At 63.9% G+C, this 18,588-nt stretch carries 21 protein-coding genes and 1 other RNA gene; 8 read left to right on the forward strand and 14 right to left on the reverse strand.

Features of this window, described 5'->3' with window-relative positions; genetic code table 11:
* Window positions 1–3 precede the first annotated feature (3 nt).
* The 4 genes from ilvN to miaA form a co-directional block, all read right to left on the reverse strand.
* Entirely contained in the window at window positions 4–564 is a 561-nt protein-coding gene (gene ilvN, locus B5525_RS00380) for an acetolactate synthase small subunit (RefSeq protein WP_079563917.1), read from the reverse strand.
* Window positions 565–723: 159 nt separating this feature from the next.
* On the reverse strand, window positions 724–1,707 hold the full coding sequence (locus B5525_RS00385) for a threonine dehydratase (RefSeq protein WP_079563919.1): 984 nt from the start codon (window positions 1,705–1,707) through the stop codon (window positions 724–726).
* Between the two features lie 195 nt (window positions 1,708–1,902).
* Window positions 1,903–3,678, reverse strand: coding sequence for an acetolactate synthase 3 large subunit (locus tag B5525_RS00390; RefSeq protein WP_079563920.1), 1,776 nt, complete (start codon window positions 3,676–3,678; stop codon window positions 1,903–1,905).
* Window positions 3,679–4,108: 430 nt separating this feature from the next.
* Window positions 4,109–5,044 (reverse strand): tRNA (adenosine(37)-N6)-dimethylallyltransferase MiaA, encoded by a 936-nt coding sequence (gene miaA, locus B5525_RS00395; RefSeq protein WP_425305250.1) that lies wholly within the window; start codon window positions 5,042–5,044, stop codon window positions 4,109–4,111.
* A gap of 4 nt (window positions 5,045–5,048) precedes the next feature.
* On the opposite strand from miaA, the gene serB reads away from it, so the two are divergent.
* The 3 genes from serB (at window position 5,049) to B5525_RS00410 (ending at window position 6,763) form a co-directional block, all read left to right on the forward strand.
* On the forward strand, window positions 5,049–5,939 hold the full coding sequence (gene serB / locus B5525_RS00400) for a phosphoserine phosphatase SerB (protein ID WP_079563923.1): 891 nt from the start codon (window positions 5,049–5,051) through the stop codon (window positions 5,937–5,939).
* Between the two features lie 137 nt (window positions 5,940–6,076).
* The gene (locus B5525_RS00405; RefSeq protein ID WP_244567788.1) at window positions 6,077–6,385 is read left to right on the forward strand and encodes a nucleotidyltransferase family protein; all 309 of its coding nucleotides are present in this window, start codon (window positions 6,077–6,079) and stop codon (window positions 6,383–6,385) included.
* Window positions 6,386–6,505: 120 nt separating this feature from the next.
* The gene (locus B5525_RS00410; protein ID WP_244567789.1) at window positions 6,506–6,763 is read left to right on the forward strand and encodes a HepT-like ribonuclease domain-containing protein; all 258 of its coding nucleotides are present in this window, start codon (window positions 6,506–6,508) and stop codon (window positions 6,761–6,763) included.
* Between the two features lie 92 nt (window positions 6,764–6,855).
* Here the strand turns inward: B5525_RS00410 and B5525_RS00415 are convergent, their stop codons facing one another.
* The 9 genes from B5525_RS00415 to B5525_RS00455 form a co-directional block, all read right to left on the reverse strand.
* On the reverse strand, window positions 6,856–8,388 hold the full coding sequence (locus B5525_RS00415; RefSeq protein WP_079563925.1) for a Do family serine endopeptidase: 1,533 nt from the start codon (window positions 8,386–8,388) through the stop codon (window positions 6,856–6,858).
* Between the two features lie 196 nt (window positions 8,389–8,584).
* Window positions 8,585–8,785, reverse strand: a complete 201-nt coding sequence (locus B5525_RS00420) for a DUF2065 domain-containing protein (RefSeq protein WP_079563927.1) — start codon at window positions 8,783–8,785, stop codon at window positions 8,585–8,587.
* A gap of 82 nt (window positions 8,786–8,867) precedes the next feature.
* Window positions 8,868–9,815 (reverse strand): protease modulator HflC, encoded by a 948-nt coding sequence (gene hflC / locus B5525_RS00425; protein ID WP_079563929.1) that lies wholly within the window; start codon window positions 9,813–9,815, stop codon window positions 8,868–8,870.
* The gene (hflK, locus tag B5525_RS00430; protein WP_079563930.1) at window positions 9,812–10,987 is read right to left on the reverse strand and encodes an FtsH protease activity modulator HflK; all 1,176 of its coding nucleotides are present in this window, start codon (window positions 10,985–10,987) and stop codon (window positions 9,812–9,814) included. Before hflK ends, hflC begins: the two co-directional genes overlap by 4 nt.
* 157 nt (window positions 10,988–11,144) lie before the next feature.
* Window positions 11,145–11,657, reverse strand: coding sequence for a dihydrofolate reductase (locus B5525_RS00435; protein ID WP_079563932.1), 513 nt, complete (start codon window positions 11,655–11,657; stop codon window positions 11,145–11,147).
* Window positions 11,657–12,142, reverse strand: a complete 486-nt coding sequence (locus B5525_RS00440) for a GNAT family N-acetyltransferase (RefSeq protein WP_079563934.1) — start codon at window positions 12,140–12,142, stop codon at window positions 11,657–11,659. Before B5525_RS00440 ends, B5525_RS00435 begins: the two co-directional genes overlap by 1 nt.
* A gap of 8 nt (window positions 12,143–12,150) precedes the next feature.
* The gene (locus B5525_RS00445; RefSeq protein ID WP_079563935.1) at window positions 12,151–12,945 is read right to left on the reverse strand and encodes a thymidylate synthase; all 795 of its coding nucleotides are present in this window, start codon (window positions 12,943–12,945) and stop codon (window positions 12,151–12,153) included.
* A gap of 149 nt (window positions 12,946–13,094) precedes the next feature.
* Complete coding sequence (locus B5525_RS00450) at window positions 13,095–13,631, reverse strand: chromate transporter (RefSeq protein WP_079563937.1); 537 nt, start codon at window positions 13,629–13,631, stop codon at window positions 13,095–13,097.
* Window positions 13,628–14,230: a chromate transporter gene (locus B5525_RS00455; RefSeq protein ID WP_079563939.1), complete on the reverse strand. Its 603-nt coding sequence runs from the start codon at window positions 14,228–14,230 to the stop codon at window positions 13,628–13,630. The genes B5525_RS00450 and B5525_RS00455 overlap by 4 nt, the downstream gene beginning before the upstream one ends.
* A 77-nt stretch (window positions 14,231–14,307) precedes the next feature.
* Between B5525_RS00455 and ssrA the strand changes: the two genes are divergently transcribed.
* The 5 genes from ssrA to B5525_RS00480 all read left to right on the forward strand — a co-directional run bounded on the left by ssrA (window position 14,308) and on the right by B5525_RS00480 (window position 17,635).
* Window positions 14,308–14,663: a transfer-messenger RNA gene (ssrA, locus tag B5525_RS00460) on the forward strand.
* A 171-nt stretch (window positions 14,664–14,834) separates the two neighbouring features.
* Window positions 14,835–15,344, forward strand: coding sequence for an SspB family protein (locus B5525_RS00465; protein WP_079563940.1), 510 nt, complete (start codon window positions 14,835–14,837; stop codon window positions 15,342–15,344).
* A gap of 124 nt (window positions 15,345–15,468) precedes the next feature.
* Window positions 15,469–16,887, forward strand: a complete 1,419-nt coding sequence (fumC, locus tag B5525_RS00470) for a class II fumarate hydratase (protein WP_154072996.1) — start codon at window positions 15,469–15,471, stop codon at window positions 16,885–16,887.
* 311 nt (window positions 16,888–17,198) lie between these two features.
* Window positions 17,199–17,387: a DUF4169 family protein gene (locus B5525_RS00475; RefSeq protein ID WP_079563943.1), complete on the forward strand. Its 189-nt coding sequence runs from the start codon at window positions 17,199–17,201 to the stop codon at window positions 17,385–17,387.
* Window positions 17,384–17,635, forward strand: coding sequence for a ribbon-helix-helix domain-containing protein (locus B5525_RS00480; protein WP_079563945.1), 252 nt, complete (start codon window positions 17,384–17,386; stop codon window positions 17,633–17,635). The genes B5525_RS00475 and B5525_RS00480 overlap by 4 nt, the downstream gene beginning before the upstream one ends.
* 94 nt (window positions 17,636–17,729) lie before the next feature.
* Here the strand turns inward: B5525_RS00480 and B5525_RS00485 are convergent, their stop codons facing one another.
* Window positions 17,730–18,335 carry a tetratricopeptide repeat protein gene (locus B5525_RS00485; protein WP_079563947.1) on the reverse strand — a complete coding sequence of 202 codons (606 nt, stop codon included), beginning with the start codon at window positions 18,333–18,335 and terminating at the stop codon, window positions 17,730–17,732.
* Between the last annotated feature and the right edge of the window lie 253 nt (window positions 18,336–18,588).

Consider the following 18,588-nt stretch of genomic DNA (forward strand, 5'->3'; position numbering starts at 1 on the left):
GATTCACATCCCCTCGGCCCCACGCCCGATGGCGGCGACGCCGGTGCGCGACACCTCGATCAGGCCGAGCGGGCGCATCAGGTCGATGAACTGGTTGATCTTGGCGGAGTTGCCGGTGATCTCGAACACGAAGCTCTCGATGGTGGCGTCGATCACCCGGGCGCGGAACGCCTCGGCGAGCCGCAGCGACTCGACCCGGTGCTCGCCGGTGCCGCGCAGTTTCACCATCGCGAGCTCCCGTTCGATCGAGCGGCCGGTCAAGGTCATGTCGACCACGCGGTAGACCGGGACCATGCGGTCGAGCTGGTGCTTGATCTGCTCGATCACCATCGGCGTACCCGTGGTGACGATGGTGATGCGGGAGACGTGCTTCTGGTTCTCGGTCTCGGAGACGGTCAGGCTCTCGATGTTGTAGCCGCGCCCCGAAAACAGCCCGATCACGCGGGCGAGCACGCCCGGCTCGTTCTGCACGAGCACCGAAAGCGTATGCGACTCGGTCGGCTGATGGCGCTCTTCCATGAAATAGGCGGATGCAGGCTGGTTCGCGGATGTGGGCTGGTTCATTGTCGTCGTCCCCTTTGTCGTTCTTTCATCGTCATGCCCGCGCTGGCGGGCATCCAGCAGTCGCAGGTGCCTGTGATGAGTACACCGGCCACGGCGTACTGGATCGTCCGGTCAAGCCGGACGATGATGACAATACGTGTGACGCAGCGATTGCCATTCTCATACCGCCACGCTTTGGGGCACGGCGATGTCCGACCCGACCCATCTGTGAAACAGCTCGAGATCGATATTGCCGCCGCTCAGGATCAGGCCGACCCGCTTGCCCCGGAGCTTTGGCTTTTCCTGCATGGCGGCGGCAAGCGCCGCGGCGCCCGCGCCCTCGCTGAGATTATGCGTATCGGTCCAGTAGGCGCGGATGGCGGCGGCCACTTCATCGTCGCTGACCTGCACGATGCGCGAGGCGCCCTTGCGGATGATGGCAAGGGCGTCCGGGTCGGGGACGCGCGTGGCCATGCCGTCGGCGAGCGTGTTGCTGCTGTTCGTGCTCACGACCATGCCGGCCGCAAACGACAGCGCATAGGATGGTGCTTCCGTCGACTGCACGCCGACGATTTCGGTGGCGAGCCCGAGCAGGTCCCGCGCCAGGATGCAGCCGCAGATCCCCGATCCCTGTCCGATCGGAACATAGAGGACGTCGATATCCCCGAACTTGCGCAGCAGTTCGAGCGCGTAGGTGGCAACCCCCATCACCAGATCGGGATGGAACGACGGCACGAATTCGAGCCCGTCGCGCCGGGCGTGGCGCTCGGCCTCCTCGCGGGCGGCCTGGAAATCCTCGCCGTGCTCGACCAGATCGGCGCCGAACGCGCGCATCGCGCGGTTCTTCTCGGCCGAATTGCCATGCGGCACATAGATCGTCACCGCCACACCGTAGCGGCTCGCCGCAAAAGCCAGGCTCTGGCCGTGATTGCCGCGGGTCGCCGAGATAAGCCCCGCGGTGTCGGACCGTTCGCGCTTGAGGCGATCGACATAGACAAGCCCGCCGCGCACCTTGAAGGCGCCGATCGGCGTGTGGTTCTCGTGCTTGACGATGGCGGTCGCGCCGAGCCGTTCCGACAACAGCGGCCACGCGTAGGCCGGCGTCGGCGGCATCGCCGCGCCGACGATGGCGTGAGCCTGTTCCAATTGCCGGAGATCAAACATCGGCGCGCCTCCTCCAACGCGATGAGATCCCTCTCCCCGCTTGCAGCGCGCTCGTCATCCCCGCGAAAGCGGGGATCCAGTATTCCAGAGATGCCAGAGCACGATCGAGACGCCGCGGCGTACTGGATCGTCCGGTCAAGCCGGACGATGACAGCCGATTTTGCGGCCGGCAGCTTGCGATCACCTCGGTCATCGTCACACCAGCGCCTTGCCGCCGGCGAAGGCCGTGGCGGTGGCTTCGTCGGTGGCTTCCGCCGGCAGCAGCATTTCATTGTGGGCCTTGCCGGACGGAATCATCGGGAAGCAGTTTTCCAGCGCCGCCACCCGGCAATCGAACAGCACCGGACGTTTGACGTTGATCATCTCCTTGATCGCGCCGTCGAGATCGCCGGGCTTGACAGCCCGGATGCCGACGCAGCCGAACGCATCCGCGAGCTTGACGAAATCCGGCAGCGCTTCCGAATAGGAATGCGACAGCCGGTTGCCGTGCAGCAGCTGCTGCCACTGCCGCACCATGCCCATATACTGGTTGTTCAGGATAAAGATCTTGATCGGCAGTTCAAATTGAACGGCGGTCGACATCTCCTGCATCGTCATCTGCACCGAGGCGTCGCCGGCAATGTCGATCACGAGGCTGTCGCGATGGGCAACCTGCACGCCCAGCGCCGCCGGCAGGCCGTAGCCCATGGTGCCGAGCCCTCCCGAGGTCATCCAGCGGTGCGGCTCCTCGAAGCCGAAGAACTGCGCCGCCCACATCTGGTGCTGGCCGACTTCGGTGGTGATGTAGACGTCGCGGCCGCGCGTCGCCGCGAACAGCCGCTCGATCGCGAATTGCGGCAGGATGATATCGTTGTTCTTCTTGTAGGACAGCGAATTGCGCGCGCGCCATTTCGCGATTTCGTGCCACCATGGCTTGATGTCGGGCTTCTTCGTCTCGGCCTTGAACACCTGCAGCAGGTCGCCCAGCACGTTGCCGGCGTCGCCGATGATCGGCACGTCGACGCGGATATTCTTGTTGATCGAAGAGGGATCGATGTCGATGTGGATCTTCTTGGAACCCGGCGAAAACGCATCGACGCGGCCGGTGATGCGGTCGTCGAAGCGCGCGCCGACGCACAGCATGACGTCGCAGCCATGCATCGCCATGTTGGCTTCGTAGGTGCCGTGCATGCCGAGCATGCCCAACCAGTTCTTGCCGGACGCCGGATAGGCGCCCAGCCCCATCAGGGTGGAAGTGATCGGAAAGCCGGTGGCTTCGACCAGTTCGCGCAGCAGCCGCGAGGCTTCGGGTCCGGAATTGATGACGCCGCCACCGCTATAGATCACCGGCCGCTGGGCGGAGGCGAGCAGCGCCACCGCTTTGCGGATCTGCGCGGCGTCGCCCTTGACGCGCGGCGCGTAGGACACGTGCACGTCGGCCTTGCGCGGCGGATGATAGGTGCCGACCGCGAACTGCACGTCCTTGGGCACGTCGACCAGGACCGGGCCGGGACGGCCGGTACTGGCGACATAGAACGCCTCGTGCAGCACCTTGGCCAGATCATTGACGTCGCGCACCAGCCAATTGTGCTTGGTGGAGGGCCGGGTGATGCCGACGGTGTCGCATTCCTGGAACGCGTCGTTGCCGATCAGATGCGTCGGCACCTGCCCGGTGATGCACACCAGCGGGATCGAATCCATCAGCGCATCGGTCAGTGGCGTCACCATGTTGGTGGCGCCGGGGCCCGAGGTCACCAGCACCACGCCCGGCTTGCCGGTGGAGCGCGCATAGCCCTCGGCGGCGTGGCCGGCGCCCTGCTCGTGCCGGACCAGGATGTGCTCGACCTCGCTCTGCTGGAAAATCTCGTCATAGATCGGAAGCACCGCACCGCCGGGATAGCCGAAGAGGTGCTTGACGCCATGATCGATCAGGGCGCGGACGATCATCGCTGCGCCGGTTATCTGGTTGGGATCGTGGCTTTTCTCACTCATGGCTGGCTCCGGATGCGCTGTTCTCACGCGGCTTTTTGGTTTGGAGGTAGAGGTTTCGTAGCTGGGAAAATAAAAAGGGGCCCAAGAGGCCCCATGCACACCGCCCGAATGTGGATGGCCTCAGCCATCCCCGGCGGTGCGCCTGGGTACGACGACGATAAGCAGTTTGGTAATTTTATTACGCATATGGCCGCTCAGACTTCCCAAAGGTTGCGCGAACATAGCGGCGAACCCCAAAAAGTCAAGGGAACGCGTTGCTGGGCGCGACTTGAGGAGGTTAGCCCGGTTCCGGGCGTTCGGCGAGAGCGAATTTGCTGGTTTCAGCCATGCGCGCGGACGCCCCGCGGTCATTCCGGGACACGCGACTGTGCGCGGACCTCAGATGTGCCATTGCACGTCGGGGAATCTTGAGATCCCGGGTTCGCTCGTTTCACGAACGCCCCGGAAGGACGGTCTGAGGCGAGCCCTCCGCCGCCTCCGGCCTCACCCATTCGAATTCCGGCAGCTGGTGCCGGAACCAGGTGAACTGGCGCTTGGCGTAGTGGCGGGTATCGGCGCGGCCGATGATGGCCGCCTCCTCCAGCGTGATCTCGCCGTTCAGATGCCGGATCAGCGCCGGCACGCCATGAGCTTTCATCGCCGGGAGCAAGGGATCGAGGCGCCGCGCCGCCAGGGCCGCGACTTCCTCCAGCGCGCCGGCTTTGAGCATCGCGTCGAACCGCGCATCGATCCGCGCGTAAAGCGCGTCGCGATCGGGCTCGAGAAACAGCGCGCGGAACGTGCCCGGCGGCAACAGCGGCGGCAGGCCGTCGCGATGCCAGTCGGTCAGCGAGCGCCCGGTGGCCTCGACCACCTCCAGCGCGCGGGCGATGCGGGTGCGGTCGCGCGGTTTCAGGCGCTCGGCCGAAACCGGGTCGCGCTGCCCAAGCTGCGCATGCAGCGCCTCGACGCCGTCGCGCTCCAGCCGCGCGCGCACGGCTTCGCGGATCGCCGGCGGGATCGGCGGCACGGCCGACAGCCCGCGCGTCAGCGCCTTGAAATAGAGGCCGGAGCCGCCGACGAAAATCGGCAAGGCTCTTTGCGCGCACGCTTCCGCCAGCATGCGGGCGGCATCGCTCACCCAGCTGCCGGCGGAAAAATTCACCGCCGCGTCGACATGGCCGTAGAGCCGGTGCGGGACCTGCGCCTCCTCTTCCGGCGTCGGGCGCGCCGTGATGATGCGGAGATCGCGGTAGACCTGCATGGAATCGGTATTGATGACGACGCCGCCGTTCTTTTGCGCAAGGGCAAGCGCCAGCGCCGACTTGCCGCTGGCGGTCGGCCCTGCGATAAGCACCGCCTTGCTGCTGTCATCAGGTGAATTCACTCGGATGTCTCTCGTCGCCACGCTGATCTGCAATCCCGCCAACCCCGCGCTCGATAGCACGGTGGTAGACGGCGCGCGCGCCATTTTGCCCTCGGCAGGCCCGGCGCGGTGGCTGTTCGACGAAGTGGCGGTCGATATCCCCTTCGTCGCCGAGGGCGACGTTCACGCCATCGAAGCACGCCTGCGCCAAGCGCGCGGCGACCTGCCGATCGATATTGTCGTGCAGCCCGAGGCGGCGCGGCGCAAGAAGCTTTTTCTCGCCGACATGGATTCCACCATGATCGGCCAGGAATGTATCGACGAACTCGCCGACTTCGCCGGATTGAAGGCGCATGTTTCGGCCATCACCGAGCGCGCGATGCGCGGCGAGATCGCGTTCGAGCCGGCGCTGCGCGAGCGCGTCGCGCTGCTCAAGGATTTGCCGGTCGGCGTGGTCGATGAGGTGCTGGAGAAGCGCATCACGCTGACACCGGGCGGCCGCGAGCTGGTCGCGACCATGCGCGCCAATGGAGCCTGGACCTGCCTGATCTCGGGCGGTTTTACCTTGTTCACCAACACGGTCGCCGCCAGGATCGGCTTTCAGGAGAACCGCGCCAACGAACTCGTGGTGAGCGACGGCAAGTTCACCGGCGAGGTCAGGGAACCGATCCTGGGCCGCGCCGCAAAACTCGCGACCCTGATCGAACTCGCCGAATCCTTCGATCTCGACGAGATCGATACGCTGGTTGTCGGTGACGGCGCCAACGATCTCGGCATGATCCAGCAAGCGGGCTTAGGGGTCGCCTATCACGCCAAGCCCGCGGTATCGGCAGCAGCCGCCGCGCGGATCGATTACGGCGACCTCACGGCGCTGTTGTATGCGCAGGGGTATCGAAGGGACGAGTTTGAGGATTAAGTCGATTAGAGGCCTCGCCGACCTTGCTTTTGCCGGATGCCGGCCTGGGGGTTGAGGCGCGGCGAGGAGCGCCGACGCCCAGCGCGGCAGGGACGTCACCGTCAGCGCGGATCTCCCGCTGACCGGGATTTCGTGATATGTTCTGCCTCATGAACAGCAGCGAAGCCCTCGAAACCTTGCGTCGATCCGAACCCGATCTGCGCGCGCGCGGCGTGCGGCGGGCGGCTGTATTCGGCTCGGTGGCGCGCGGCGACAGCCGTCCTGACAGCGATATCGACATCATGGTCGAAATCGATCCGGAGGCGCATCTCACCGTATTCGACTACGCCGGCCTCAAGGAATACATCGCGGGCCTGTTTGACGGCCCCGTGGACGTCGTGAACCGCGACAGCCTCAAATCCTATGTCCGCCCCGCCGCCACGGCCGACGCGATCTATGCCTTCTAAGCCGGCCGATACCGCGCTTCGCGATATCCTTCATCACATCGAACTCGCCACCAGTTTCTCGGCCGGATTTGACCGCACTACCTTCGGCCACGACCTCAAGACCGTGTATGCCGTGACGCGATGCTGGAAATCATTTCCGAATCTTCGCGCGGCCTGCCGGATGATGTGAAGGCTCGGCATCCAACAATCGGCTGGAAGCAAATGGCAGGGGCTGGAAACATATATCGCCACGACTATGAAGATGTCGCAGCTGAGTTTGTCTGGGAAACGGTGATGCGAGCCTTGCCGCCTTTGCAAGCCGCGATCGAGGTTGAACTCATTCGCGATGCATGTGGCATCAACGCAGTGGACAGGCTTGACCGCCATGCCCGGACTTGATCCGGGCATCTATCAATCTTCATAAGAGTCACGCGAAGCCGATGGATTGCCGGGTCAAGCCCGGCAATAACAAATGAACGTGGCGTACGCGGCTACTGCACGCTCAGCGCCACGAAGCGCAGTTCGCCGTCCGCGTTCGAGACCAGCAGCAGCACCGATTTCTTGCCGTCCTTCTTCAGCTGGTCGACGCGCTTCTTGACGTCGGCGGCGTTGCTCACGGCTTCCTGCGCCACCTCGACGATTACCTCGCCGGCGCTCAGGCGCTTGTCGGCGGCGTCGGAGGCGCTGTCGACATTGGTGATGATCACGCCCTTGACGCTGTCCTTGATCTTGTAGCGGCCACGCAGGTCCTTTGAGAGGGTTGCGAGATCGAGGCCGAGCGCCTTCTGCGTCACCGGCTTTTCCGGGGCGGGCTCATCCTTCTTGACCGCGGCCGGCACCGCCTTGTCGGTATCCTCGAGGCGACCGAGCGTGACCTTCCGGGTTTCTTCCGCGCCCTTGCGGATGATGACGACGTCGACTTCCTTGCCGACGGCGGTGTCGGCTACCACGCGCGACAGGTCCTTCGGCTCCTTGATTTCCTTGCCGTCGAACTTGATGACGACGTCGCCGGGCTCGATCCCCGCGGGCTTGGCCGGGCCCTTGTCCTCGACGCCGGCGATCAGGGCGCCGCGCGCGGGCTTGATGCTGAGGCTCTCGGCGATCTCGTCGGTCACGGTCTGGATGCGGACGCCGAGCCAGCCGCGGCGCAGCTCGCCGAACTGCCGGAGCTGATCGACCACGCCGGCCACCGTCTTCGAGGGCACCGCGAAGCCGATGCCGATCGAGCCGCCGGAGGGCGAGATGATCAGGGTGTTGACGCCGATCACTTCGCCGTCGAGGTTGAACAGCGGGCCGCCAGAGTTGCCGCGGTTGATGGCGGCGTCGGTCTGGATGTAATTGTCGTAGGGGCCCGAGGAAATATCGCGGTTGCGCGCCGAGACGATGCCGGCGGTCACCGTGCCGCCGAGGCTGAACGGGTTGCCGATCGCGATCACCCATTCGCCAAGGCGCAGCTTGTCGGAATCGCCGAACTTCACCGCGATCAAAGGCTTGGTCGGCGTGAATTTCAGCACCGCGAGATCGGTCTTCTTGTCGACGCCGACGAGTTCGGCCTTGAACTTGCTGCCGTCGTTCATGATGATGCTGATCTCGTCGGCATCCGCGATGACGTGATTGTTGGTCACGACGATGCCGGAGGTATCGACGATGAAGCCGGAGCCGAGCGAGTTTGTCTTGCGCGGCTGCAGGTCGCCGCCCTTCTGGCCGCCCGGACCGCCCGGACCGCCACGGCGGTTCTTGAAGAAATCGTCAAAGAATTCCTCGAACGGCGAACCCGGCGGCAGTTGCGGCATCGCGCCCCTGCCCTCAGCCCCACCACCCTTGGCTTCGACGGTCTGCGAGGTCGAGATGTTGACCACCGCATCGATCACCTTCTCGGCCACGTCGGCGATGCCGTCGGGCCCGCGCGCCAGCGCCGGCGCGGGCATCAGGACGCTGGTGGCGCCAAGGCTTGCGACACCAAGGCAGATCGCGGCCAGCACGGGACGCAGGCGATGGCTCAGGGCTGGAATCGCACCGGTCATATCAGCTCTCTCTCCTCGCAAATCGGGGCGGAATTTGACGTCCACAGTGCGCCCGAACAGGGTTTCGGCGCAAGCATTTGAGCCGGACATTCGCTACCCATAGGCACCATTGAATACGGCAAAAAGCGGGACGCCGCCACTCACGAGGGCGTTGATCCCGCTGGATTTTTTGCCAGAGGCCGAAATCGGCGGTCAGCTAGCGCCGGACCACCCAGATCAGGATCAGGCCGACGACCGCCGATCCGATGCCGACGGCGCGCAAGATGTTGTCCGGCGTCGCCAGCGCGCTCTTCATCGCCCGGCGCATCCAGGCGGGGCTTGCCGCGAACATCAGACCTTCAAGCACGAACAGAATGCCCACACCGATGAGGAAGTCGGCGAACGCTATGGACCTCATCGGACTGGAACCTCCCGCTTTTAAGTTGTTTTTGCTTTTAGTGGGGGGCGTGGCTTCCGCCATGCCCCCTTTTGGTCCGGCATTACGGCTTGGCTGCAGCCGGTTGGTCGGGCGCAGCCGCCGGCGCCGATGGTGGCGCGGCAGCGGGCATGCCCGCACTTTTCTTGCCGGAGCCACCGAAATATTTGAAGAAATCGGAATCCGGCCGCAGCAGGAAACGGGTATCGCTGCTCTTTAGCCCGTTTTCATAGGCCGTCATCGAGCGGTAGAAGGCGAAGAAATCCGGGTCCTTGCCGTAGGCTTCGGCGAACAGCCGGTTGCGCTCGCCATCGCCCTCGCCGCGCACCTGTTCGGCGGTCGAATTGGCTTCGGCAACGATGACGGTGGCCTCGCGGTCGGCGTTGGAGCGGATCTCCTGCGCCTTCTGCCCGCCTTGGGCGCGGAACTCGGCGGCTTCGCGCTGCCGCTCGGTCTGCATGCGCTGGTAGACCGCCTGGCTGTTCTGTTCCGGCAGGTCGGCCCGCCTGATCCGCACATCGACCACCTGGATGCCGTAGCCGCCAGCTTCATGGTCGAGCTGGTCGCGGATCCGCGCCATCAGGGCTTCGCGCTCGTCGCGCACCACCTGGATGAAGGTGACTTCGCCGAGCACCCGGCGCAGCGATGCGTTCAACAGCGTCGTGAGCTGGATGTTGGCGGCCTGGATCGAGCCGACGCTCTGGTAGAACCGCAGCGCATCCTTGATGCGGTAGCGGGCGAAGGCGTCGACCACCAGCCGCTTCTGGTCCGAGGCGATCACTTCCTGCGACGGATTTTCCAGATCGAGGATCCGCTTGTCGATCGGGATCACGGTGTCGATGAACGGCGCCTTGAAGTTCAGGCCCGGCTCCGTGACGACGCGGACGGGATCGCCGAGCCGCACCACCAGCGCCTGCTCGGTCATGTCCACGGTGAACACCGAACTGTAGCCGACGATCACAACGACCAGCAGCGCAAACAACGCAACAATACCTGCGACGGGGGACCTCATCGTGTGCTCCCCTGCAGCGTAACGCCACCCGGCTGTTGCGGCTGGCTTGTCGTGCCCGTCGTCGCCGCCGGACGCCGCGGCGTCAGTTCGTTCAGCGGCAGATACGGCACGACGCCGCCCTGCGAGGAGGCCCCGCCGCCGTCATAGATCAGCTTCTCGGAGCCGCCGAGGATGCGCTCCATCGTCTCCAGATAGATGCGTTCCCGGGTCACGTCAGGCGCCTTTTTGTATTCGTCGTAGACCTTGAGGAAGCGCGAGCTCTGGCCCTTGGCCTCGGCGACCGCCTGCTGCTTGTAGCCTTCGGCGATCTGGATGATCTGCGCCGCGCGGCCCTTGGCGTCGGGCACGACGCGGTTGGCATAGGTCTGCGCCTCGTTCTGCAGACGCTCGAGGTCGGCGCGCGCCGCCTGCACGTCGCGGAAGGAATCGATCACCTGCGCCGGCGGATCAACCTTCTGCATCTGCACCTGCTGCACCAGGATGCCCGAACCGTAGCTGTCGAGCGTCTTCTGCATCAATTCCTGGACTTTGGCCTCGGTGGTGGTGCGCGCGCCGGTCAGGATCGGCTGGATGTTAGATTTGCCGACCGCCTCGCGCATCGCGCTTTCGGCGACCGCCTTCACGGTGCCTTCGGGATTCTGGATGTTGAACAGATATTCAGCCGCACCTTTCGGCTTGATGCGCCACAGCACGGTGAAATCCACATCGACGATGTTCTCGTCGCCGGTCAGCATCAGGCTTTCTTCCGGCACGTCGCGCATGGTCCTGCCGCGGCGGGCGGGATCGTCGATCAGCGTCATGCCGATCGAGATGGTGGAGACGCGCAGCGCCTTCGGCAGCAGCACGGTCTCGATCGGGTACGGCAAGTGATAGTTCAGGCCGGGCTGCGCGTCGCGCACATACTTGCCGAAGCGCAGCACGATGCCGAGTTCTTCGGATTGCACGCGATAGAAGCCGGACAAGCCCCAGATCGCGACCGCGACCAGCAGCACCAGCGCGATGCCGATACCGCTGAAATACCCGCCGGGCAGCAATTGCTGCAGCCGGTCCTGGGCGCGGCGCAGAAGGTCTTCCAGATCGGGCGGCCTCGGCCCGACCGGTTGCGGGCCGGAGCCCCATGGTCCCTTCGGACCCGAGCCCCACGGACCTCCGCCTTGATTCTTCCACGGCATCGACTGGTCTCCTTCGCGGGGCCCATGGGCGGATGCCCAGCCTCGCAACACAAGGACGCCTTATAGGGGACCGCCCGGGCCCTTACAACGCAAGCTTATGGCTCGAAGCAGCTATGCCTGAGCCGCAAATTGTCAATGTAAACATTGCCCGACGGGGTTAATGCGACTTTCGTCGGCGGTACGTCACATAGGAGAAGTCGGCGCTGTCGTCTTTACCGGCGGGATGCCGCTCGCGGGCGACTTCCTCCCAGATAGAAGCATCGATTGCGGCAAAACGAGTGTCGCCCTCGGGCCGGGCGTGCACTTCGGTGATCTCCAGACGGTCGGCGCAATTCATCCATTGCGCGTAGATTTCGGCGCCTCCGATCACGGCAATTTCAGTGGCGAAACGTCGCAGCGCGTCGCCTCGCGCGAGCGCGCGGGCATCCGCGAACGAATTCGTGACCACCGCGCCTTTGGCGCGAAAGCCGGCGTCGCGCGTAACGACGATATTGGTACGGCCGGGAAGCGGCCGGCCGATCGATACGAAGGTTTTGCGCCCCATCACCACCGGCCGCGCGATCGTCATCGCCTTCAAGCGCTTCAGGTCGGATTTCAGCCGCCACGGAAGGGCGCCGTGCGCGCCGATCACGCCGTTGTCGGCGACCGCGACGATGAGGACGATTTCCATCAACGCGCTCCCTTCGCCAGCGCCGTCAGCGCTGGACCGCCGATCCGGCAAATCGTCCACTCTTCCATCAGGACCGCGCCGAGCGATTTGTAGAATTCGATCGACGACGTGTTCCAGTCCAGCACCGACCACTGCAACCGCGACCAGCCGTTCTCGACGCACTGCCTGGCCAGATGCGCCAGCAGCGCCTTGCCGATGCCATTGCCGCGCTGCTCGGTGCGGACGAACAGGTCTTCCAGATAGATTCCGGAGCGGCCGCTGAAGGTCGAAAAATTGACGAACCAGACCGCGAAGCCGACGGGCTCGCCGTCCCACTCCGCGATCTCGCAAAACAGCCGCGGATGGCTGCCGAACAGCGCGGCGTCGATATCGGCTTCGGTGGCTTCGACCTCGTGGAGCAGCTTTTCGTATTCGGCGAGTTCGCGCACCAAAGAAAGGACAAGTCCCGCCTCATCGGGACGGGCGCGGCGGATCGTGAGGGCCATTCAATCGCTCACACCGCGACCGCCGCCTTGATATGCGGGTGCGGGTCGTAACCTTCAAGCACGAAGTCTTCGTAGCGGAACGCGAAGATGTCCTTCACATCCGGGTTGATCTTCATCGTCGGCAACGGCCGCGTCGGGCGCGTCAGTTGCAGCCGGGCCTGCTCGATATGGTTGGAATAGAGATGCACGTCGCCGAAGGAGTGCACGAAGTCCCCCGGCTTCAGCCCGGTCACCTGCGCCACCATCATCGTCAACAGCGCATAGGACGCAATGTTGAAGGGAACGCCAAGAAAGACGTCGGCCGAACGCTGGTAGAGCTGGCACGAAAGCCTGCCGCCGGCGACGTAGAACTGAAACAGGCAATGGCAGGGTGGCAGCGCCATCTTGTCGACGTCGGCCGGATTCCACGCGCTGACGATAAGGCGCCGCGAGTCCGGATTGCGCCGGATCATATCGATGACGTCCGAGATCTGGTCGATGTGACGGCCGTCCGGCGCCGGCCAGGATCGCCATTGCGATCCATAGACCGGGCCGAGATCGCCATTGGCGTCGGCCCATTCGTCCCAGATCGAAACGCCGTTATCCCTGAGATATTTGATGTTGGTATCGCCCTTGAGGAACCACATCAGCTCATGCACGATCGCCTTCAGCGGCAGCTTCTTGGTGGTCAGCATCGGAAATCCGGCGGCCAGATTGAAGCGCATCTGGTGGCCGAAGATCGACAGCGTGCCGGTGCCGGTGCGGTCACCCTTTTCCGCGCCGTCTGACAGAATTCGTTCGAGCAGGTCGTGATACTGATTCATGGCGTTGCGTTATGAGCCCCTAGCGAAGGCGAATTCCGGAAGGCAGTTCTAGCGGCCGGACCGGTTCTCCGACAGGAGCGATTCGGCGGAACCGGTCCATTATACCCCGAAAAATGAGCATCCGGTCCCCAAACGGCAAGGTACCCTTCTCATCCAGTGAAGCCGGCAAATCCCAGGACGCCGCCGGCCAGCAGCAGCCAGAGCGGATTGAGCCGGGTGGCAAAGGCCAGCACCGCGACCGCGGCCGTGACCAAGCCGGCCGTCCAGGTCCGGTCGGAGGTCAGCGCCAGGACAAGGCCGCTGGCGCCCATCAGCCCGATCGAAAGCGGCACCAGCGCCGCCTGGATAATGGCAGGCCAGCGCGCATGGCTCGACCGGGTCAGCAGGCGGCTCACCCAATAGGCCAGAACGGCGGTCGGGACGCACATCGACAGCGTCGCGGCGAGCGCGCCGGCGACGCCTGCGACGGCATAGCCGATCAGGGTCACGATCAGCACGTTCGGCCCCGGCGAGAGCTGCGAGATCGCGTAGACGTCGGCGAATTGCTTGTCGGTCAGCCAGTGCTGAACGTCGACCGCGATCCGGTGCATCTCGGGGATTGCCGCATTGGCGCCGCCGACCGCGAACAGCGACATCAGCCCGAAGGTCGAGATCAGCGTCCAGATCGGGCTCTGGTTGAAGTTCATGCCTTGACCCGCCGGCGCATGGCAATGGTGATGGCGATGCTGAGCGGGATCGCCACCAGCAACACCGCGGGCAGCGGCAGCCGCAGCACGCCGATCGCGGTGAACACGGCAGCCATGACCGCGACGCCGACGATGTCGCGCTTCCTGATCAGCGGCATCATCATCCGAAACACCACCGATATCAGCAGGCCGACCGCCGCGCAGGACACGCCGCCCAGGATGCGCCGAAGCGCGTCGATTTCGCCGTAACGCCCATAGAGCCCGGCCAGGATCGTGACGATGACCACGGGAGGACCGACCAGCCCGGCAAAGGCCGCGATGCTGCCGGGAAAGCCGCGAAAGCGCGATCCGAACACCACGCTGAGGTTGACGATATTCGGACCCGGAAGGAAGTGGCAGAGCGCAAAGGTTTCGTTGAACTCCTCGGCCGTCATCCACCGGTGCTGCTCGACGATGCCGCGCCGCGCGAAGGCCAGCACGCCGCCGAAGCCAGACAGCGACATCTTGGCGAACGCTGCGAACAGCGCGAGCAGGCCGGGCGGGGCTGATATGGCAAGTTCCGGCGCCGCCATGGCGGCCGGCGGCGAATCCGGGGGCATGGCGCAAGATGTAGAACGGGCGCCGCGGCAAGGCCAACCCAATTCGGCGTGTTCCACGGCCCAATACCCCCAAACCGGCTCTGTTTTTCTCGACTTTTGGCCCCTATATTGAGCGGGCCGGCTCGCCGGCTATGGAAATAAATTGCCGTCGCAATAAACCATTCGGACCCGGGGGCAGTACCCGGCGCCTCCACCAAAGCCCCTCGCAAAAGGCGGGTTTCGGCGGGGGCGAACCAGGATCGACGAGGGCGTAAAGGGCGTGTTTTTTCCCGGTATGGTTCCGCCGTTATCGGGCTATGCAATAGTTGCAAACGACAACTATGCTCCGGTTGCTCAGGCCGCGTAAGCGGTTTGAAAAACCAAGTCTGAAGTCCTAGTGGGTTAAGCTCCGCTGGGCGGGGTCCGGAGGCACCTGGCAACAGAAGCCTCCACTTCTCATTTGCCTGATGGATTTGCCTCCGGCCGGGTCGTTTGCCGGAATTTCGGCCACCGGAAGCCTGCTGACCTCAGGCCTCCGCCGGGGTAGCATGGGGAAACGGGCGAGTCGGACCACCGGCATCGCCGCCGGCTTTGACCAGCGATATCGAACACGACAGGACCGATAATGGCGACCGATCATATCCGATACGACGTGCTGGCGCGCGACGCGCTGCGCGGGGTGCTGCGGCGGGTACTGGCCGACGCCGCCGAACACGGCCTGCCCGGAGACCACCATTTCTTCATCACTTTTGTCTCCACCGCCGAGGGCGTGAAGCTGTCGCCGCGGCTGCTCGCGCAATATCCGGAAGAGATGACGGTGATCCTGCAGCACCAGTTCTGGGACCTGGTGGTGACCGATGAGCGGTTCGAAGTCGGCCTGTCGTTCGGCGGCATCCCGGAGCGGGTGGTGGTCCCGTTCAACGCCATCAAGAGTTTCTTCGATCCGTCGGTGCAGTTCGGCCTGCAGTTCGAGCCCGCCGACGCCGTCCCCGAAACGCCGGCGACGAACCTTCCGGCGGTCCCTACCCCCGCTGCCCTGCCCGTTGCCGCGCCCGCCGCGGAAAATCAGGACGAGCCCACCAAGCCCGGCGAGGGGGCCGAAGTCGTAAGACTGGACCGCTTCCGCAAAAAATAAAACGCGCGCAGGAAAAGCCGCGCAATCGTGTAGGATGAATGAACCGCCCGAGGCCGGCGTGAGCCGGTTCGTGCGGGATCGACTCGTGCAGCGGACGTCATCTCTCGTCCAACGGACCTTATCTATGGATCGATCGACCCCAACCTTGCGATCCGGTTCCACGCGCACCGAGAGCGACAGCTTCGGTCCGATCGAGGTTCCCGCCGATCGTTACTGGGGCGCGCAGACCGAGCGGTCGCGGCAGAATTTCCGCATCGGCCAAGACCGGATGCCGATGCCGATCGTTCGTGCGCTCGGCATCGTCAAGCTGGCGGCGGCACAGACCAATCTCGAACTCGGCCTCATCGACCAGCGCCGCGCCCGCGCCATCATCCGCGCCGGGCGCGAGGTGATCGACGGCAAGCTCGACGATCATTTCCCGCTCGTGGTCTGGCAGACCGGCTCCGGCACCCAGACCAACATGAACCTCAACGAGGTGATCGCCAATCGCGCCAACGAAATGCTCGGCGGCACGCTCGGCGCCAAAGCCCCGGTTCATCCCAACGATCACGTCAACATGAGTCAGTCGTCGAACGACTCATTCCCGACCGCCATGCACATCGCCGCGGCGATCGGGATCACCGCGGATCTGGTTCCGGCGCTGAACGGACTCCATCACGCACTGCACAAAAAGGAGAAGGCGTTCGCCCATATCGTCAAGATCGGCCGCACCCACACCCAGGACGCGACGCCGCTGACGCTCGGCCAGGAATTTTCCGGTTACGCCGCGCAGGTCGAGAGTGGCATCAAACGACTAAAGCTGGCGGTAAATGATCTGTACCCGCTGGCGCAAGGCGGCACCGCCGTCGGGACCGGGCTCAATTCGAAACCGAAATTCGCTCGCCTGTTCGCAAGATACGCGGCCAGGATCACAGAGCTGCCCTTCACGAGCGCCGCCAACAAATTCGAGGCGCTGGCCTCCAACGACGCTTACGTGTTCGCGCATGGCGCCATCAATTCGGTCGCGACCGGACTGTTCAAGATCGCCAACGATATCCGCCTGCTCGGCTCGGGCCCGCGTTCGGGCCTCGGCGAACTGATCCTGCCGGAGAACGAGCCGGGCTCCTCGATCATGCCGGGCAAGGTCAATCCGACGCAGTGCGAAGCGATGACCATGGTGTGCTGCCAGGTGTTCGGGAACCACACGGCGATGACGGTTGGCGGCAGTCAGGGACATTTCGAACTCAATGTTTATAAGCCTTTATTGGCACATTGCATGATACATTCCATCCAACTGCTGGCCGACGCCGCACGCTCCTTCACGGTGCACTGCATCGAAGGGATCCGTGCTGACGAAAAACGCATCCGGGATTTGATGGAGCGTTCGCTGATGCTGGTGACTGCCTTGGCGCCGAAGATCGGCTACGACAACGCTGCGAAGGTCGCCAAGTCGGCGCACGCTCGTGGAACCACGCTGAAGGAAGAAGCGGTGCGGTTGGGCTTCGTTTCAGAGACGGAATTCGACCGGCTGGTGCAGCCGGTCAAGATGATACACCCGGGCTGATCGCGGGCACGGTGGACCCCGTGAGATTACGGTCCTGGAAAATAGTTATGGACGATAACACCTAAAGAATGAGACCGACTATCTATCGTCTTATCTATCGTCGTCGTGGCGGGTCATCTATCGTCGTGATGGCGGGTGTGTTGAAGCACGAATTATTTCGTTGCCGCAGAGCGGAAGATATTTTTTGAGGTTATGGGGGTCGACGGGAATTTTCGGATGACGATCGAGCAGGCGAACGCAAAGCGCGCACGCTCACGCCTTCGTGAAAATTTCTCATGCCCCAAATTGGTTATTAAATGAGGGAGGCTGGCATGGGGGATTTAGTCAACCTGAAGCGATTTAGGAAACGCGCTGAGAAAGAGCAGTCGGCGAAACAGGCCGACGCCAACCGGAAGCGGTTCGGCCGGACCAAGTCCGAACGCATTCTGGAAGAACGGCGCGGCAAACGCGCCAACGACGTGCTCGATCAGCACCGGATCGATGGCGAGGATGCATCATGAAATCGCCGGTCGTGAAACGTTCGATCGTCGTCGCCGGTCACAAGACCAGCGTCAGCCTCGAAGAGGCGTTCTGGAACGGCATGAAGGAGATATCCGGACTGCGCGATATGACACTCTCGGAGCTGGTGGGAGAAATCGACAGCAATCGCCAGCAGGGCAATCTGTCGTCCGCGATCCGGCTCTTCGTGCTGGATTATTTCCGCGCCCGCGCCTTGGCCGCGTCGCCGGATCCGAAGGCGCAGAGCTAATTGCGGTGCCGCGGGCCGGGAAGCCGCGCGGCGTTGGAACTTCCCGCACGGCCGTCAAGGCGGCCGCACTTGCGGCCGCCCCACGCAAGGAAATTCAGTAGACGAGACCGGTGCCGGGCGGCTTTTCCAGTGCCTCCGCCAACGAGCGATACTCGGCGCAGTCGGTTCCGCAAATCGCGGCGATCCGGGTCAGATGGTATAATGCCTGGTCGCGGTTGCCCTGTTCGATCTGCCACAGACCGTAGTAATTCCAGGTCAGCACGTGGTTCGGATCCGATTTCAGCGCGCGCTCGTACCAGACTTGCGAGAGCTTGTAGTCGCCGAGTTTGCGATAGGAATAGCCGATCAGATTGGCGACATTGGGGTGGTCGTCATGGCCGAGCGCCTTCAGCTGCTCGATCGCGTCCGCATAATCGTTGCGATCGTAGATCGTCGCATAGGCCGCGCGGTAGCCTTTGGCAAAAGCGGGATCCTCGAACAGGGACTGCTTGTCGGGCTTCTTCTTGACCCTGTGGGTGGTACGGGTGGCGTTGCTATTCGGCGGCGGTGTCGTGGTGTAAGCCGAACCATAGGGATCTCCGCCGCCGCCGCCACCGCCCCCTCCGCCGCCTCCGGCGGCCAGCGCTGGAACGATCGGGGCCGAGGTCAGCCCAGCCAGAAACACGGCCAGTGTCGCAAGCCGGATCACAGAGTGGGTCATGCACGCCTCCTGCTTCCCTGTTTTGACGATTCCTCCAGCCACTGCCGTAAACACCGCATCGACGGCGACATTCCCGCCCCGCTTCCGTTGCCGAAAAATAATTGCGCTGGGTACCCGCCTCGCCGGAGCGCTTAAGAATGTTGAGACGAGTTGGGCCGAGTGTGTTCCACAGCCCACATTGGCCGGAAGGTGCGCGCGCTTGTTTATAATCGCTCTAAGGTGCCGGAGCATTTTGATCGCGAGACTTGACCGG

It is taken from the genome of Bradyrhizobium erythrophlei, from assembly GCF_900129505.1.
Classification (GTDB): Bacteria; Pseudomonadota; Alphaproteobacteria; order Rhizobiales; family Xanthobacteraceae; genus Bradyrhizobium; species Bradyrhizobium erythrophlei_D.

Excerpts from the sequence above, each read along its gene's own strand:
- ilvN (WP_079563917.1), bottom strand. The coding sequence starts at position 564 with ATGAACCAGCCCACATCCGCGAACCAGCCTGCATCCGCCTATTTCATG.
- B5525_RS00385 (WP_079563919.1), bottom strand. The coding sequence starts at position 1,707 with ATGTTTGATCTCCGGCAATTGGAACAGGCTCACGCCATCGTCGGCGCG.
- B5525_RS00390 (WP_079563920.1), bottom strand. The coding sequence starts at position 3,678 with ATGAGTGAGAAAAGCCACGATCCCAACCAGATAACCGGCGCAGCGATG.
- serB (WP_079563923.1), top strand. The coding sequence starts at position 5,049 with ATGTCTCTCGTCGCCACGCTGATCTGCAATCCCGCCAACCCCGCGCTC.
- B5525_RS00405 (WP_244567788.1), top strand. The coding sequence starts at position 6,077 with ATGTTCTGCCTCATGAACAGCAGCGAAGCCCTCGAAACCTTGCGTCGA.
- B5525_RS00410 (WP_244567789.1), top strand. The coding sequence starts at position 6,506 with ATGCTGGAAATCATTTCCGAATCTTCGCGCGGCCTGCCGGATGATGTG.
- B5525_RS00415 (WP_079563925.1), bottom strand. The coding sequence starts at position 8,388 with ATGACCGGTGCGATTCCAGCCCTGAGCCATCGCCTGCGTCCCGTGCTG.
- B5525_RS00420 (WP_079563927.1), bottom strand. The coding sequence starts at position 8,785 with ATGAGGTCCATAGCGTTCGCCGACTTCCTCATCGGTGTGGGCATTCTG.
- hflC (WP_079563929.1), bottom strand. The coding sequence starts at position 9,815 with ATGAGGTCCCCCGTCGCAGGTATTGTTGCGTTGTTTGCGCTGCTGGTC.
- hflK (WP_079563930.1), bottom strand. The coding sequence starts at position 10,987 with ATGCCGTGGAAGAATCAAGGCGGAGGTCCGTGGGGCTCGGGTCCGAAG.
- B5525_RS00435 (WP_079563932.1), bottom strand. The coding sequence starts at position 11,657 with ATGGAAATCGTCCTCATCGTCGCGGTCGCCGACAACGGCGTGATCGGC.
- B5525_RS00440 (WP_079563934.1), bottom strand. The coding sequence starts at position 12,142 with ATGGCCCTCACGATCCGCCGCGCCCGTCCCGATGAGGCGGGACTTGTC.
- B5525_RS00445 (WP_079563935.1), bottom strand. The coding sequence starts at position 12,945 with ATGAATCAGTATCACGACCTGCTCGAACGAATTCTGTCAGACGGCGCG.
- B5525_RS00450 (WP_079563937.1), bottom strand. The coding sequence starts at position 13,631 with ATGAACTTCAACCAGAGCCCGATCTGGACGCTGATCTCGACCTTCGGG.
- B5525_RS00455 (WP_079563939.1), bottom strand. The coding sequence starts at position 14,230 with ATGCCCCCGGATTCGCCGCCGGCCGCCATGGCGGCGCCGGAACTTGCC.
- B5525_RS00465 (WP_079563940.1), top strand. The coding sequence starts at position 14,835 with ATGGCGACCGATCATATCCGATACGACGTGCTGGCGCGCGACGCGCTG.
- fumC (WP_154072996.1), top strand. The coding sequence starts at position 15,469 with ATGGATCGATCGACCCCAACCTTGCGATCCGGTTCCACGCGCACCGAG.
- B5525_RS00475 (WP_079563943.1), top strand. The coding sequence starts at position 17,199 with ATGGGGGATTTAGTCAACCTGAAGCGATTTAGGAAACGCGCTGAGAAA.
- B5525_RS00480 (WP_079563945.1), top strand. The coding sequence starts at position 17,384 with ATGAAATCGCCGGTCGTGAAACGTTCGATCGTCGTCGCCGGTCACAAG.
- B5525_RS00485 (WP_079563947.1), bottom strand. The coding sequence starts at position 18,335 with ATGACCCACTCTGTGATCCGGCTTGCGACACTGGCCGTGTTTCTGGCT.